The organism is Ruegeria sp. BE10 (assembly GCF_056538905.1).
Window position 1 is genome coordinate 194,474 of record NZ_JBQFTX010000009.1, and the last position, 15,274, is coordinate 209,747.

At 54.9% G+C, this 15,274-nt stretch carries 18 protein-coding genes and 1 pseudogene; 4 read left to right on the forward strand and 15 right to left on the reverse strand.

The window, feature by feature from the left end; all coding sequences use genetic code 11:
- Positions 1–98: 98 nt before the first annotated feature.
- The 11 genes from ACR0M2_RS18270 to ACR0M2_RS18320 form a co-directional block, all read right to left on the reverse strand.
- The gene (locus ACR0M2_RS18270; RefSeq protein WP_226689605.1) at positions 99–800 is read right to left on the reverse strand and encodes an RNA polymerase sigma factor; all 702 of its coding nucleotides are present in this window, start codon (positions 798–800) and stop codon (positions 99–101) included.
- Between the two features lie 2 nt (positions 801–802).
- Positions 803–1,327 carry a plastocyanin/azurin family copper-binding protein gene (locus ACR0M2_RS18275; protein ID WP_226689604.1) on the reverse strand — a complete coding sequence of 175 codons (525 nt, stop codon included), beginning with the start codon at positions 1,325–1,327 and terminating at the stop codon, positions 803–805.
- Entirely contained in the window at positions 1,324–1,743 is a 420-nt protein-coding gene (locus ACR0M2_RS18280; RefSeq protein WP_170350788.1) for a hypothetical protein, read from the reverse strand. Before ACR0M2_RS18280 ends, ACR0M2_RS18275 begins: the two co-directional genes overlap by 4 nt.
- Positions 1,744–2,249: 506 nt before the next feature.
- Entirely contained in the window at positions 2,250–2,909 is a 660-nt protein-coding gene (locus ACR0M2_RS18285; RefSeq protein WP_480706442.1) for a DUF2461 domain-containing protein, read from the reverse strand.
- A gap of 12 nt (positions 2,910–2,921) precedes the next feature.
- Positions 2,922–3,266, reverse strand: coding sequence for a TfoX/Sxy family protein (locus ACR0M2_RS18290; protein ID WP_170413712.1), 345 nt, complete (start codon positions 3,264–3,266; stop codon positions 2,922–2,924).
- Positions 3,266–3,664, reverse strand: coding sequence for an MAPEG family protein (locus tag ACR0M2_RS18295; RefSeq protein ID WP_170350786.1), 399 nt, complete (start codon positions 3,662–3,664; stop codon positions 3,266–3,268). The genes ACR0M2_RS18290 and ACR0M2_RS18295 overlap by 1 nt, the downstream gene beginning before the upstream one ends.
- A 24-nt stretch (positions 3,665–3,688) precedes the next feature.
- The gene (locus tag ACR0M2_RS18300; RefSeq protein WP_170350785.1) at positions 3,689–4,075 is read right to left on the reverse strand and encodes a VOC family protein; all 387 of its coding nucleotides are present in this window, start codon (positions 4,073–4,075) and stop codon (positions 3,689–3,691) included.
- Positions 4,076–4,143: 68 nt separating this feature from the next.
- Positions 4,144–5,379, reverse strand: coding sequence for an RNA polymerase sigma factor (locus ACR0M2_RS18305; RefSeq protein ID WP_480706443.1), 1,236 nt, complete (start codon positions 5,377–5,379; stop codon positions 4,144–4,146).
- A gap of 3 nt (positions 5,380–5,382) precedes the next feature.
- A complete protein-coding gene (locus ACR0M2_RS18310) occupies positions 5,383–5,754 on the reverse strand; it encodes a YciI family protein (protein ID WP_170378147.1) in 372 nt (123 codons plus the stop codon).
- A 242-nt stretch (positions 5,755–5,996) separates the two neighbouring features.
- Positions 5,997–6,362 carry a VOC family protein gene (locus ACR0M2_RS18315; protein ID WP_170378148.1) on the reverse strand — a complete coding sequence of 122 codons (366 nt, stop codon included), beginning with the start codon at positions 6,360–6,362 and terminating at the stop codon, positions 5,997–5,999.
- 182 nt (positions 6,363–6,544) lie between these two features.
- Positions 6,545–7,855, reverse strand: coding sequence for a sterol desaturase family protein (locus ACR0M2_RS18320; RefSeq protein WP_480706445.1), 1,311 nt, complete (start codon positions 7,853–7,855; stop codon positions 6,545–6,547).
- Between ACR0M2_RS18320 and ACR0M2_RS18325 the strand changes: the two genes are divergently transcribed.
- A complete protein-coding gene (locus ACR0M2_RS18325; protein WP_480706447.1) occupies positions 7,854–8,930 on the forward strand; it encodes a helix-turn-helix domain-containing protein in 1,077 nt (358 codons plus the stop codon). The genes ACR0M2_RS18320 and ACR0M2_RS18325 overlap by 2 nt on opposite strands.
- 142 nt (positions 8,931–9,072) lie before the next feature.
- On the opposite strand, the gene ACR0M2_RS18330 is transcribed toward ACR0M2_RS18325, so the two are convergent.
- Positions 9,073–9,408: a winged helix-turn-helix transcriptional regulator gene (locus ACR0M2_RS18330; RefSeq protein WP_170350779.1), complete on the reverse strand. Its 336-nt coding sequence runs from the start codon at positions 9,406–9,408 to the stop codon at positions 9,073–9,075.
- A gap of 74 nt (positions 9,409–9,482) precedes the next feature.
- Between ACR0M2_RS18330 and ACR0M2_RS18335 the strand changes: the two genes are divergently transcribed.
- Together ACR0M2_RS18335 and ACR0M2_RS18340 are read left to right on the forward strand one after the other, a co-directional pair.
- Positions 9,483–10,571: an NAD(P)/FAD-dependent oxidoreductase gene (locus ACR0M2_RS18335; RefSeq protein WP_480706449.1), complete on the forward strand. Its 1,089-nt coding sequence runs from the start codon at positions 9,483–9,485 to the stop codon at positions 10,569–10,571.
- Between the two features lie 180 nt (positions 10,572–10,751).
- Positions 10,752–11,387 carry a globin domain-containing protein gene (locus tag ACR0M2_RS18340; protein WP_480706451.1) on the forward strand — a complete coding sequence of 212 codons (636 nt, stop codon included), beginning with the start codon at positions 10,752–10,754 and terminating at the stop codon, positions 11,385–11,387.
- 584 nt (positions 11,388–11,971) lie between these two features.
- Here the strand turns inward: ACR0M2_RS18340 and ACR0M2_RS18345 are convergent.
- Positions 11,972–13,390 (reverse strand): MFS transporter, encoded by a 1,419-nt coding sequence (locus ACR0M2_RS18345; protein WP_480706452.1) that lies wholly within the window; start codon positions 13,388–13,390, stop codon positions 11,972–11,974.
- A gap of 69 nt (positions 13,391–13,459) precedes the next feature.
- Between ACR0M2_RS18345 and ACR0M2_RS18350 the strand changes: the two genes are divergently transcribed.
- Positions 13,460–13,870 (forward strand): helix-turn-helix domain-containing protein, encoded by a 411-nt coding sequence (locus tag ACR0M2_RS18350; protein ID WP_170350775.1) that lies wholly within the window; start codon positions 13,460–13,462, stop codon positions 13,868–13,870.
- Positions 13,871–13,904: 34 nt separating this feature from the next.
- Here ACR0M2_RS18350 and ACR0M2_RS18355 read toward each other — a convergent pair.
- Positions 13,905–14,279: pseudogene (locus ACR0M2_RS18355) on the reverse strand (DDE-type integrase/transposase/recombinase); the annotation flags it as partial.
- A gap of 56 nt (positions 14,280–14,335) precedes the next feature.
- Complete coding sequence (locus ACR0M2_RS18360) at positions 14,336–14,965, reverse strand: response regulator transcription factor (RefSeq protein WP_254428658.1); 630 nt, start codon at positions 14,963–14,965, stop codon at positions 14,336–14,338.
- Positions 14,966–15,274: the final 309 nt, after the last annotated feature.

Below are 15,274 nucleotides of genomic sequence, written 5' to 3' on the forward strand. Positions count from 1 at the left end.
ATTGATCGTTGTCAATCTGCCACCGCATTTGCGTTGTTGCCGGGGAAAAAAACTGAGCGCGGTTTGCAGGATGGTTGATCTGAGCCGAAAGAACTGTGTCATAGAACGCCGACTTCTTGCAATCTCGCTACTACAAGATTGGTCATGTTGGCGCATCGTTTGCCGCCAAATGGGAAAATTGCTTCGAAGCCGCCCCGTACCCGGTTTTCAATTGTAGTTTGCAACCTGCGGCGGGCGCGATAAAGGCGTGTTTTTACCGTTATCGGGTTGACCTGAAGCTCGGTGGCGATGGCAAGAATACTCATTTCCTCTGCTTCGCGCAGCAGAAACGGCAGCCGCAGATGGGGCGGCAGGTCGGAAACGGCAGATTCAAGCAAATCTCTCAATTGCGCGCGCCCAAGCGTTGCGTCGGGGAGTTCAGAATTTTGTCCGGGGAACATAATCACACTCGGTGCACTGGTTTCGTCCACGGTGTTGTACTCTTCAGCAGTACGCTCTCGTCTGCGCTGCATACGCGACGTGTTGATCACGATCCGGGTGATCCAGGTGGAAAAGCTGGCATGCTCACGAAAACCCTGCAGTTTGCTGAACGCCGACAGATAAGCCTCCTGCAGCGCTTCTTCTGCCTCGGCGTCGCTGTCAACGATACCTCTGGCAACGCGAAACAGGCGGGGGTTCAAGCGACGGATAAGTTCCCGGACCGCCAGCTCGCTTCCGTCACGCGCGGCATTTACAAGCTCAGCTTCTGATTTGGCCGCATCGCTGGTTGCTTGTTGAGTGAGGTTTGTTTGGACCTTCATGATCAGTCCTCCCTGCGAACGGTAACTTCCGAAAGGATCCTCTCTACCAAAGGCAAAGCTGTCAGAATATCTTCCGAAACATCGCTCTTGTCGTGTGAACTTCCCTCCCAGTCGGCGTCGCTGGGGGTTCCAACTACTATGCGACCAACCATCGCCGCCATTTCGTGTGGCAGGCAATAGTAGTCATATACACCTGGCGTAATCAGGGTGACTTCAAAATACTCATCCGGAAGCAAAAAGTCACTGTCCCACGGGTCGGCCGCAGCGGGAATGCGTCGCCTTCGATCATAGTTCGCCGGATGATAGGCGGTTGCTGTATGACTGTTGCCGGGATCACGATTGGTGAACCGGACGGTGGTGCCTGAAGACACAGCAAGTCCAACAGGATCATACCAGATACGTTCGCCGCGCGGGCTGCCGCGCATCTCAACCGTGGCGATCGGTTGCGCAAGCGCGATCCGCGAACTGGCGACGGAAGCAACGGCCAGTCCCCCAAGCCATACAGCATGACGGCGCGTACAGATCATTCGGCCAGACGCTCTTTTGCGTTTTCGTCGTGAAACAGCACGACATGCGCGTGCGGCTTGTCCACGCCGGGATGCCCGGCATTGAAATAGATATCTGTCGAGCTGACGGTGTGTGAACCGATGTTCAATCCGTCAAATGATGCACCGTTTTGCAGATCGTCGAGTGGTGTCATGTAGACCGTGGCTGACAATCGACCGTCGCGATCATATGCGAGGAACGGACCTGCGGGCAGAGTGGTTGGGTCGACGAAGAGCGTTCCCAGACCAGGGATGAACTCGGGCAATGGCAATACGTCGCTCACTTTCACATAAGGATCACCGGCTGGGGCATTGGCGAGAGCTTGTTCATCGTGAGCCTTAGCAGTTGGGGCGGCAGCGACAATTAATCCAAAAGCAACTACGGTTTTTCTGAACATGGTTTGGTCCTTTCCAAGGGTTTCACCGGGTTCGCTTTAGTGCGTTCCTGGTTCTTTAGATGCAGGAAACACGGAAAGGTTCCCGAAATTCGACGAAATCGCGCAAGCTGATCGTGAATGCGCTGCAGGGTGGCATTGTAAGCTATGTATGAATTCAACTACTTCCGGAATTTGTGCTCTCAGCGCATGTCTCCTTCGACGGGGCGCACCGCAGCATCCTGAAGGTAGGGTGGATGTCAGGATTGGACCGCTGTGGACTTAGTGCTGAGGTGCCCGGTTGGCGGCACCGGGTGGAATATGCCTTTCGCGCGCTGCAAAAGATCAAATCCGCCCTCGCATTTATGTCAGGCTCGAGGAATTGGGAGAGGTTGAAGTCAAAAACAGCGCTTGCCCGCTGCGATGTTTTGCAATGCCGTTCGACAATCTGATCGGCGATCCGGAACAGGACTACTTCGCCGCAGTGCAACTCGTCTAAGCTGCCGCTCGCTGCGAGCGCAAATTCTTGGCTACATGTCCCTGGAAAGCAATTGAAACACCGGCATGAGTTTCCCGAATAGCGCAGACGTTCGTTCTATGAGGTTCGGTTCAATAACAAACGCAGGAGCCCCGACGTCCGTCCAAACGGCAAAGCCCTTGCGGCGCAATGCCTCTGCGTGGGGATGATCTTTGTCAAAGCCAGTCGGAACGCGTTTCAATTCTGGGTCCTCGATCCGGAAACCATCCTGTCGCATATCTTCAGTGAGCTGGATCAACTCTGCCCCTTTTGGACCAGCCATTGCCGTGCGGAACGCGTCCAGTGCATTTTTGTCATACTGAAATACCCCACAGCCAAGGGACAGTTTTTCGGGCGATAGCCCAAAGAACCACATCGGTGGTTGAACAGCGTTGCCCTGCGGAATGAACGCAATATGCAGGTATGCGTTGTAGGGCGTCTTGTCCTTGGAGAACCGGACATCACGGTAGATGCGAAAGATCTTACTGCGGTGGCCCTGCCCAGTCAGGTCTTGCAATGCGCCAGCCATGCCGTCGGCAAAATGCTTGCTGGGGCCCTTCAACTGGGTTTCGTAGGTTGTCTTGTGCGCTGCGAACCAATCCTTCGTGTTGTTGGCCTTAAGACCCTCAAGAAAACCAAGTGCCTCAGACGAGAAACTCTCAAATGTAGCCATCACATCCTCCATTCAGTCTTTAGCCGGGAGGGCTGCGGCGTGTTCGAGGCAAAGTTCTACCCAGCGTCGCAATGCTGGGTCATCGCAGTCGCCCTCTTCAACATGTACAAAGCCCCCCAGTTTACGGGTTCCATGGATCACTTCCTTAGCCATTGGATCCTTCAGCGCCATGCTCTCGTTCGCCTTACCCACCCGGAACATGAACCGACCGACCCCATCTTTGTGACGGCGCGCGCCGCAGAGCATGTTGCCGTTTAAAAAGAAACACTGGCCGCCCATCATCCGTTTTTCGGAGATGCCCGCATGCGCGGCCAAAGCATCGCGCACACGAGTGTTAAGGTTTTCATCTACCGGCATCAGGCGGCTGTGCCGAGTTGCCAGAGGATGGCGAAAGCCAGCACCATCATAGTCAAGGTCGTCAGGGCCGCCCCAATTGCGCGTCCTTTGCTTTCTGCTGATGCGCGCAAACCGAAGTAGTGGATGAGGCGGGCTAGCAGCAGAACCCCACCACAGACAGCTATGAGCCAGGGTGCCGTTCCCGCAATCTCGGCACCCGCGAGGGCAAGCAGGGCAAGCGGGACATATTCGATGAAGTTCCCGTGTGCCCGCATCAGGCGTAGCAGTCCCTCATCCTCACCATGGAGCAAAAGTATCCCGGTCCTGGCACGACGCACGCCAACGGCGATTGCCATGGGAATGCTCATCAAGACAAACACCGCTGTCACGATCAGCGCAATTTGGGGCAGTTGTTCCATCTGATCCCTCCTTTCGAGCGACGTTTAGGACGCCATGCTTTCATAGGTAATCAGCGCGAACCGCGCGCCCTGCGGGTCGGTTAGCGTCGCCATGCGCCCGACCCCCGGCATATCCATCGCAGGCTGAATGACCGCAGCACCCTTGGCTTGCGCCTTTGCAACACTTGCATCCACGTCGTCCACGGTAAAAAAGATCGTCCAGCTTCCATTGTCCTCAGGCATCGGTGAAAAGCCACCAATGGGCGTCTCGCCTACCACTGCGGCCGAATAACTCGACCCGTCCTGCATCGGCATGTCGTTTATCGCCCAGCCCAACACATCCTGATAAAAGGCTTTGGCTTTGCCCTGATCCGGTCCGGAATGCCCGATCCATCCGGAATTGCCGACAGTTGTCATCTCTAGAATACTCATGGGTGTCTCCCTTGGTTGTGCCCGCCACATACGGGTCTGATTCAAGGACGCGCGAGGTGCCGGCTTTCCTACACGCCGCGCAATTCTTTTTGGCTGATCGCGATTTTATCCGCGATCACAACGCGTTCAGGGCCCGTTGGAGCGAGTGTCATCACGGTTTCAAAGGCGGCGATGGCGGCTATGTGGTCGCCAGTTTCCTGCAACAGACTGCCCCGCATCGCGTGATACCAGCGATAGGTGGTCAGATCATCTGCAACTACCTCCATCGCCTTCAACGCATATTGCGGGCCGTGCAACTTGGCCTGTGCAGCGATCTGATTGAGTTTAACCACAGGGGTCGGCTGCAGCGCATGAAGGGCGGCGTAGTGGCTCTCTATCAAGGCCCAGTCGGCGTCTTCAGATGAGGCCGCGTGGGCGTGGGCCGCAGCGATTGCGGCCTGGATGATATAGACCCCGCGATGACCAATACGTTGGGCTTTTTGCAAAAGGCCCGTTGCCTCGGCGATGTCCGAACGGTCCCAAAGGTCGCGATCCTGATCGTCCAACGCGACAAGCTTTCCATCCGCATCGATACGTGCCCGCCGACGGGCGTGCTGGAGCAACAGCAACGCCAACAAGGCGGACTGCTCACCCATGGCCGGGAACAACGCCACAAGCAGGCGGGCGAGGCGGATGGCCTCTTCACACAATGTAAGCTTCATCTGTTTGGGACCGGCCGAAGTCGACCACCCTTCGTTGAACATCAGGTAGACCATCAGGGAAACTTCACCCAGCCGCGCTCCCCTCTCTGCCGGGCTGGGCGTTTCAAAAGCGACCGAGTTGCTCGCAATCTTCTTTTTGGCACGGGTGATCCGCTGTTCCATTGTCTTTGGTTTAACCAGGAATCCGCTGGCAATCTCGTCGACGCTCAACCCTGCGACCACGCGTAGAGCGATGGCAATCTGATCCCGTTGATCCAATTCCGGATGGCAACATACGAACAACAGTCGCAAGACATCGTCGCGCATCTCATCAGGGTCAGGTGTTTCGGTGGGTGCTGGTTGAAACTCCTCTGTGTGGCGCGATAGAATTGCCGCGCGGCGTTGGGATTTGCGGACATGGTCAAGACCCGCATTGCGGGCGGTCGTCAGCAGCCACGCCAACGGATCACGGGGCGCGCCATCCTTGGGCCAAACCGTCAGCGCCTTAAGGCACGCATCGGCAAAGGCTTCTTCGGCCGTATCGATATCGCGAAACACCCGCGTCAGGGCCGCAATGGCACGTGGGCGCTGTTGGGCGAATGTGGCCTCCAGCCAGTCCGACATGAGCTACTCCGATGAAATGACACCCCCGGCCCAGGCCACAGGCCGTACTTCGAGCCGCGCAACGGGCGAGGAAATCATCTTTGCGTATTCCAAAGCCTCATCAAGATCTTTGAAATCGGCGGCGTAGAACCCAAGGAAGTTCTCCTTCGTCTCGGCAAACGGACCGTCGGTAATCAGCGGCGCGGTGCCCTCGCTGGTGGCCGGTTCGACCATCACTGCAGAGGTCGGCGGCATCAGCTTTATCGAAACAAACTCTCCCCGATCCTTTAACGCCGTTTGCAGCGCGCCGTGGCCTGACATTACCTCATCCTGGCGGTCTTTGGGCAGCGCCTCAAACACACCTGCCTCCCCATAGATCGTGATTGCATAGATCATTATTACCTCCGTCCTTTTGATACATGCTGCAAGGACGCGCGAGTACATGCAAATCCGACAGCCAACCAATTTGGATGTTTGGAGCGATACGGTGGTTCTGCAATTGCAACACGCATTGCGCCCGGAGGACCGATATCTTCCTGTCGATCATCTGAAGAAATCCAGTCATTGTGCAGCACAGAAACTCGCGGCGCTTTATTACGCCGACAGGATCGGGATAATTAAACCAGTGGGCCCTGAAATTAAGCAGGTTCCCAAAGCTCAATCGGATTGCCTTCAGGGTCATTGAGCCACGCAAACTTGCCATTCGGATAAGGAGAATCTGGATCGCGACGCACTTCGACACCTTTGGATTCCAACTGCGCAATCATTTTTTCAATGTCGCGAACACGAAAATTCAACATGAATTCCTTTTCCTGATTTCCGAAATACTCGGTCACCTTCTCGAACGGGGCAAAGACAGTTTCGCCCGCTTCCTGTGTCCAACAGGGCGTTTCATAATCATTGGGAACAAGATCAATTCCCAGATGATCGCGGTACCATTCTGCCAACGCGGGAGGATCCTCAGATCTGAAGAAAAACCCGCCAAGTCCCAGCACTTTTTCCATCTTAAAAACAAGACCTGCTGTTAACCAGAATACGTTACTTCAATTTACGTCATTTGATAAGCTCAGCCCACAGGAGACATCCATGGAACACACTGGCCCTGCTGCGCAACTTTGACAAAGCCGCCTATCGCATTAAGGTCCCGACGCCGATTTGGTAACGTGTTCACGCGCAATGCGTGAAGTTAACCTCCGTGTTCAGAAAGTACGGATCGAAGGTAGTTTGTAGAGTGCCATGTCTGGGTTGCACAGATGATGCCGGCGCAGCCCTTGAGGATAAGCCGATGTTGGCTCGGTTGTCTGATTGTGCCTCGATATGTCCGCCCGGATTCTGGGTCCCGCAGCATTCCCTCCCAGGCAGTACCGTTGAACACAAGACCCGTCAGGATCAAATCGCCTATCTTCGCATGGGGTGTCTGCCCCTCCCAACTCCAGAGCAACCGACCGCATCTGGTGGCACTATCCCCGCCACAATCCTCGAATTCAACTATGATACCAAGCCCGGGCGACGCGTAGCGACCGCTGAGCTCGAAGGCATCGCCGCGACTGGCTGCCAGCCCCCCAACAATCGCTACAAACAGAAGTGCTGCTTTCAGACCAACAGGCCGGATGCGCGGCGCAACGCGGGCAAACTCGGTGAGGTACTTGGGATGTTCCGTCTTCATCAGCCGATCCCACCACGAAAAATACAGGCCGAGGTTGTAACCGGCATGGGCGTGATGCAGATCGTGATGGGTGACGCTTGTTAGCCAGCCGAAGACAGGGCGGCCTTTGTGATCGGCTGGAAAGATCTCGATCCCGCAGTGACCCACTGCATTGCGCAGCATCATATGGGTTACAAAAACGAACAGCGCCAATGGATGCGCCGGGAGGAGAACCAATACCAAAGGCAGGTAGACCGCGTTTACCACAGCCTCACCGACATCGAAGCTATAGGAGGTGAAGGGCGTAGGTTGGTGTGATTTATGGTGCAACCGGTGGAACCGCCGAAACAGCGGCGGGTAGTGCAGCGCGCGGTGTGTCCAATAAAACCACGCATCGTGGAGGACGATCAGCGCCACGATGCTGAACGCGAAATAGGCCCAGCCAAATGTCGCGACCTGTTGGTATATCGTGATGACCCCTGCCCTGGCGCCCAGCACGATTGATGTACCAGCAGCAGTAAAGATCAGAACGGTCCGCAGGCTTACCAGGATCTCGCGACGGATCTGGCCCTTGGGTGGATCCGACAGGCGGACTTTTTGCGCGGCAAGCCGACGTGCCAGAAGGACATTGATCAATAGATACGTACCGCCTGCGCCCAAAACATAGCGCAAGAAGTCTCCGCCAAAGACATTTGCATAGACGGAAAGCAGTGTAGTGAGATGTGTCATTGGCTTCTCCAAGTGCGAAAGGACATGCAAAACGACCTGACGCAGGCGGGTTTCCGGTGCTCTCTGATTTCGAAAAACGATGGACATATTGAGTTTTCGGCGAGGATTTTTCAGTTTCGACATGGTCCAGCCATTGACCGGCAAGCCAATTCGCACTTCGCTTATGCGCGTGATGTCTGATTTAGCGGTCTTCGATATTTTCCTGCGTGGCAGCGCCGTTGGCGTTCTCTTTCTCTGTGCTGTGATCTTTCTGGCAAGCGGACCCCGAACCCGGAAAAGTCTGGCCGTCGTGCTGCTGTGCCTGAGCCTAGGCCCTTATGTGATCGTGTCCTCTCCGGGTATCGATCTGAGCGAGGGGCCAATCCGGTTTGTACTTGTGATGATCGCGGGCGTGATCCCGGTTCTGATCTATTGGGCCGCGATTGAGCTGTTTCAGGATGACGTTGTCATTCGACCCTGGCAGATCACCGTCGCGGTTCTTATCGTTGGGACAAGCTGGTTGACCCAGCTGCAGTTTCCACTCGGTGTGGTTCGTGGCGCATGCGTGCTGATCTTCTTTTTGCACATGCTGAAAATTGTTGTGTCAGGCGAGGTCGAAGATTTGATTGCCGAACGCCGCCGGTTTCGCCGTTGGTTTCTGGTCTGGCTATTGACCCTTGGCATAATCATCACGGTGATTGAAATCACCCATTTGGATCAGGTGCTTCCGTATTGGGTATTCCCCCTACAGGCATCAGCAATTTGCCTGTCTGCAGCGGCGTTCCTGGTTTGGTCGGTGCGTGTTGCACCCGACATTTGGATCGAACACTCTGCTGCCTCGCAGCGCGACATAAACCCGAACGCTGCGCAAGCGGCATTGATCAAGCGTATTGATACTGCGATGGCTGCAGGTCTTTGGAGAGAGGAAGGGCTGACCGTAGCACAAATGGCGGCCAAACTCGGGACGCAAGAGCATCGGCTACGGTCTGCGATCAATCAGGGAATGGGACACCGCAACTTCACCAGCTTCGTGAACGCATTTCGCGTTCACGAGGCGCAAGCGATGCTGGAAAAGCCGGAAATGGCCGAGCGTACAGTGCTCAGCATTGCTTTTGACGTTGGCTTCTCTTCGCTTGGGCCATTCAATCGGGCCTTTCGCTCGCAAACAGGCAAAACCCCTACAGAATACCGAAATGAAGCGTTGTTACGAGAGGAATGATCGCAGCCAGCCGCCCTTTGCTGACCTTGATCAAAGTGTCCAGTGCAGCGTTTCTGCTTATTCACAAGCGAACATTGATGCGCAGCGCCTCAGACTATTCTTCTTTCTCCTGCAAATACGCAACAATTGACGTACGAAGCCCTCACTTCCTGGTGGCTAGCTTGTCCACATTTGCCGCTGCCCAATCATGCATAACTTGTAACACTGGTATCAGGCTTAGGCCCAAAGGTGTGAGGCTATACTCCACATGCGGTGGGATCGTTTTGAAATCTTTGCGCGACACAAACCCGGCGTCTTGCAACTCGCTAAGCTGGCGGGTCAGCGTCCGGTGCGTGATGCTGCCAAGATTTCGTTGCAGTTGATTAAACCGCGAGGTTTCCTGCGCCAGCCAATAGATGACCAAGAGCTTCCACTTACCCGATATCGCCTCAATCAAAGGTTCAATGAGGCAATTTTCATCCGGTTCAACAGGCGCCATAACAGTATCCCAAATGACCGTACTTGTCGTTGTGATCTTGTGTTTCTAATTACGGCTCAGACGAATGGAAAGCAATGAGGAACAGAATGGACAAGCAGAAAGTCGTGATAGTTGGCGGTGGGTACGTCGGCTTTGAAGTCGCAAAAGAGTTGGATGAATATGCTGATGTCACTCTGATCGAGCAGCGAGAGGCTTTCATGCAGCCGCCAGCGGCCATTCGTGCGCTACTAGAGCCCGATCTGCTGGATCAGATCATTTTGCCTTACGACCGCTTGCTGAAGAATGGACGGGTCATCCGCGGCCGTGCCGCTACTGTGACTCAATCCGAGGTAACGCTGGAAGACGGCTCTGCTTACCCTGCGGATTACATCGTCCTGGCAACTGGTTCGTCTTATGCAGCCCCTTTCAAACCGGCGGGCGAAAGTATGGATGACTTTCGCAAGGCCAGTGCCGATGTCAGCGCTCGGCTGGCGTCTGCGAAATCGGTCGTCATCGTTGGGGCCGGCCCCGTCGGTACCGAGTTGGCCGGAGAGATTGCAGCGGCACAGCCCAGTAAGGGCATCACTTTGGTTTCGTCTGACAACAGCTTGTTTCCAACGTATCCCGTCAAGCTGGGGGCAGAGCTCAAACGCAAGCTGGAACGCGCCGGCGTGAACGTCGTGGTAGGTCAAAGGGCAGAGAATCTGCAGCACGCGGACAAACCTTATGCCGGATCAGTAAAACTGTCAGATGGCCGCGTTATCGAAGCTGATCTGGTCTTCCCCGTGATCGGGTCCAAACCAAATACTGCATTGGCGCAAACGCTGCCCGCGGTGACCGTGACGCCCTCTGGCCGGATTAAGACGGATAGCTGGTTGCGCCCGTCCGAGTACCCAAATGTCTTCATCGCCGGGGACATAGCCGACGTCGCTGACAGTATGACGATTGTTGCGATCTCTCGTCAGAACCCTTGGCTGATCAAGACCCTGAAACAGGTCCTCAGCGGGCAACCGGTAGAGAAACAAAAGCCCTACGCGCCTTGGAAAATGGCACCGATCCTCGTTCCGCTTGGCCCCAAAATCGGAAACAGTTGGCTCTTTGCGACTGTCGGCGACTGGGTCACACGGAAGATGAAAGGAAAAGAACTCTTTATCCAGAAGTACCGCAAGGCATTTGGACGGTGACGGTCTGCCCTGCCCCAGCCATCATTTTTCTGGCATCAAGACGCTCTAGGAATTCGCCCAATGCTCCGTGTTGACCTCCCCAAATTTCCGACCCGCCATGGTTATATGAGCGAGAGAATCCAGCAGGCCTATATTAAGTCGGCAATCGATAAGGGGCTGCTACCACCGGAAGCACTCCGGATGGCAGAGGTTGTCTCGCTGACGGCCCCCGGTGACCTGAGCAAGCCCATTCAGTTTTGGCAACTCTATTCCGTCCTCGGGCAAGAGCCCATCGTCGGCATCGTGCATAGGTTCTATGAACGTGTGTTTGCCGATGAGCCTTGGTTCACGTCCGTGTTTGAACGGGTCGGTGGGCTGAGCCACCATGTCACAACCCAGGCGTCAATGTGGATCGATGTCATGGGCGGCGGCCCGTACTATCACGGCGCAGAGTTCCGGCTGAGCTTCCATCACACCCACAACGCGATGGCCCTGATGAACGACAAAGGGGCCAAGCGTTGGGTAACCCTGATGCGAGAAACGCTTGATGCATCCTCGGATTTGATGGCGGATGATCCCCGTGTTCGAACCAGCCTAAACACCTTCCTAACCTACTTCATGACCAAATACGCGGATGAGTTCGCGTTTGAGGATCGACACGTTTTTGGTGACACAAACGGCCTGCCCAAGCGCCGGATCAATTTCATGAAGATGACGACCGAAGCGATCGAAGCCTTGAGCGAGGAAGAACTTAGCGAAGCACTGATGGAGCGCGGTGTTGATGTTTCGCAATATCCAAACAAGCAAGCATTGGTAGGAAAGGCACTGATGATGTAACCCATCCGGCTCATAGCGGACTTAGGCAAGGCCGTTATGAGCCGTGGTGAGGCTTCACCTGACCGGCCATTTGCGGCGACCGAAAACTGAGGCGGGTACGAACTCACCTGCTGCGCAAACAAACGAGCCGTCATTGCCGGGCTGTACGGAATAGCCAGTCTCTTGATTATGGCGTGAACATGTATGCCGGTCCCCAACAGTGTTTACAAGTCGGAACAGGAAAGAAATGCCGGCACGCAATCCAAGCATGATCAGTAAAGGGTGCCTCACAACGGGATTCCAGAAGATTCCATGGCTTCAAGCCACCGGTCCAAAGCATCCAGACGGGACATGCCTTGCCCATCAATAACTCAACTTGCCGCAACTTTGATACAATCTCTTCCGGCTTCGGTCGCTTGTTCGCCATGTGGTTCCTTCATTTTCTTAACCATAACGGCGGACCACTTCAGAGGGGGAGGATCAGCAACCCTGCCCGTCCACTTTGCATTGCCGTAGTGACTTCAAAGGCCGCTTCGATCCGAAAACAAGAATTCTGGCTCCTCCACAATCGCCCCGCAATACGCGGATTACCTTTCTCGGCAACGTCACTCGGCGGGGGTCGGCGCATTGCGGGCGCGCCAGGCTCGGCTGCTAATTGCCAACCCCAGGGCAATCAGGGTCAAACATGCAGTGGCCGTGAAAGTCATCGAAAAAGCATAGGCAACATCTGCGGCCGGAGCATTAGTGGTATCTCCCTTCCCGACTATGTTGACGAATAGCGCGGGTATTGCAGAGGCACCCGTCATCAGACCCAGGTTCCGCGAGAGCCCGAGAAGGCCAGAGAGCCGGCCACGTTGTTCTTTGGCGGCGTGGATCAGAACCGCCGTGTTGTTAGCGGCAAGAAAAAGTTGGAAGCCGGGCGTCAACATGATGAGTCCGGCCAGATAGCCGCCGACACCGAAGTATCCCGGCAGGTACGCCAGGCACAGCAGACCAACAGTAGTCTGCACAAGGCCGATGGTCATCGCGCGATGCGCACCAAGCCTGTCCGTCACCCATCCGGCCGGAACGCCGAAGAGCGCAGCGACCAGCGGCCCAACTGCCATAACCAAACCGATGATCGCTTCGTTCAATTCCAGAGAAAATGCCAGAAAGAACGGACCAACGACCAAAGTGGACATCATGATTGCGCTGACCAGAAGGTTCGAAAAAAGCCCGATACTTGTCCTCTGGTCGCGGAGCAATTTCATCGGCACCAGCGGTGAAGCTACACGGGTTTCGACAAGCCCAAAAAAGACGATTGCGATCAGAGCAGCAGAAAACAATGCAACCGGTGGCACGGGGATACGTGAGGCTCCGCCACTGGTTGCCAGAGCGTAGGCTGCCAGTGCAATAACCAACACTATGGTTCCCGGAAAATCCAATTCTCGGCAGGATACTGTCGGACGTTCAGAATCGCGCGTGATTGCGGTGACAGACAGTATAAGCGTGACACCAGCAAAGCCGGCAAGAAACCAGAATGCCATGCGCCAGTTGCCCATCGCCAACAACACACCGCCCAGTGAGGGGCCCAGGGCAGTCCCCGCAGCAGAAGTCGTGCCAAGCAATCCCATTGCCGTACCCAACCGCTCAGTCGGGACAAAATCACGTGCGATAGACATTGGAAGCGCGATCAGGATCGCTCCGCCAAGCCCCTGCAACGCGCGCCCAGTAATCAGCAAGCCCAGGCTCGGGGCCATAGCGCACAGAACCGACGCTGCAATAAAGACGATGAGACCAGCAATCAGCAAGCGACCGTGGCCGAATAGATCGCCAAGCCGCCCGGCGGATACGATCGTGATGGTCACGGATGTCAGGTAAGCCAGTACGACCCACTGCACCTCTGAAACTGTCGCAGCGAAGCTACGCGTCAGCGTCGGAAGCATTACCGCGGCAATACTGATACCCAATGAGGCGGTCAATGTCGCTGCAGCGAGAGTGATCAGGATGGGAATGGAAGATTGCGCCTGCACTGTATCAGTCATCGTAAACTCTCTTGTCTCATGTGCCAGTGAGGAGCTATCCTGCCATTTCAAGTCGACTTGAGGTCAACTATGAAACTTCTTGATATTGGCGTCCTGTCCAAAAGGAGCGGCGTCCCCCCCTCAACACTGCGCTATTATGAGGAGATCGGGCTGATCCAGTCCGCCGCTAGGAATGGGCTTCGACGGCAATTCGAGATACGCGTCGCGACGCAGCTTGCTTTGATCTCTTTAGGAAAAATGGCGGGATTCTCACTTGCTGAGATCAAGGACATGTTCGCCAATGATGGCACTCCGCAATTGCCACGCCCTGAATTGCACCTGCGCGCAGATACTCTTGATGAACAAATCCGTGGTCTCACCCGGCTACGCGATGCGTTGCGTCACGTGGCGGATTGTCCGGCAGAGACCCATATGGATTGCCCAAAGTTCAGGCGCCTCATGGAGTTTGCATCGCGTTCCGTCGCCACTCAAAAGCGATGAAAGCGTCTGCGTAGCCTGACAGCAGGCAGGTCTTTTAATGCAATTCGACGAATTGAAAATACGGGCTCGGAGTAATCATGTGCACAATTTCGATCTCGTCCAAGCTTGCCTCGGCTGATGCGAAGGCCTTAACTCCAAGCATCGGTCTTGTTCGCCTCTTAATGAACAGGTGGTCCTGTTCGACGATATTGTTCAGGTACTTCCGCCTGACCATCTCTATTGGTATCGGGCAACCAAAACCCTTGAGCATTCTGTTGATTGCTTTGATACCCGCAGTGTTTGTGCTGCTTTTGCCGATGACAATCTTTCGTGGGAGGCCGTTGACCTCCAGCATCTTGGCGAAGAACTTTGTGGCGACCTGTTTGCTGCGACGTTCTGAAAGCTTGAATTCGAGCGTTTTGGCCTGCTTGGGCTTCCACATATTGCGTGATAGCTAGTAAATGCTCGGCCATAGGTGCAAATCTGTTAATCTGAGGCAGCGCCAGAAGAATAGTAGAATGCAATCGCTTGCGCCCTGTTTTTAACCGAGAGCTTTTCATAGATGTTGCTCAGGTGAAATTTGACTGTATTTGTCGAGATTTGCAGGTCCTTCGAAAGTTCACGATTGGATAGGCCCTTGGCCAACGCTTCAAGGATGACGCGCTCTTTACGAGACAGGCTGTGAATTGGATCCTGCTGCATTTTCCGAACATCGATGAACGGAAAAACCATTTTGCCTCGGGCAACATCCGAACAAGTTTCCAGCAAAACATCGACCTCACCTGACCGGGATGCGAACCCCGCAGCTCCTGCCTGCATAGCAAGGCGCGGCACGTCTCCGGCATCGTCTCCATATACGACGAAACGGGGCGCGTTCTCCTGTTCACGCAGAACCTCGATCAATTTGGCGGCGCCCAAGACCGGCAAATTCCAGGCGATCACGCAGACCTTGACCGGAACTCTCATAACCGCGCCCAAGAAGCCTTCGGCGGTTGCTGATGTTGCCACCAGAGAGAATCGTGGATCACGCTCGAAAATCTCGGACATGGCCGACAATACCAGTGGATTGTTGTCGGCAAGCATAACGTTAATCGGTTGCTGTGAAGGCTCTGCCATTGATTTTACACCCAAAAACCCAAAAAACTACCCGTAAGTATAGGAAATAATTTGGTATACTGCGGTATTTCTGCCAAAACGGGTAGTTTTTTTCTAATCCTATTAGAAGTCCCAAAGCAGTAGTAAGTTACGTTGCGCAATGATGCAAGCAAGGCTTTTCTGATCCACAACGCGATATTTGGGCGTGATTGATCACGCCGACGATCAAGGAGGATCGAATGACTTTTCAGATTTATCCCACGCTTGAGATCCCCGAGACACTGGCTGCTGGTCCGGGGCCTGGCAATACCGATGCTCGTGTTTTGCAGG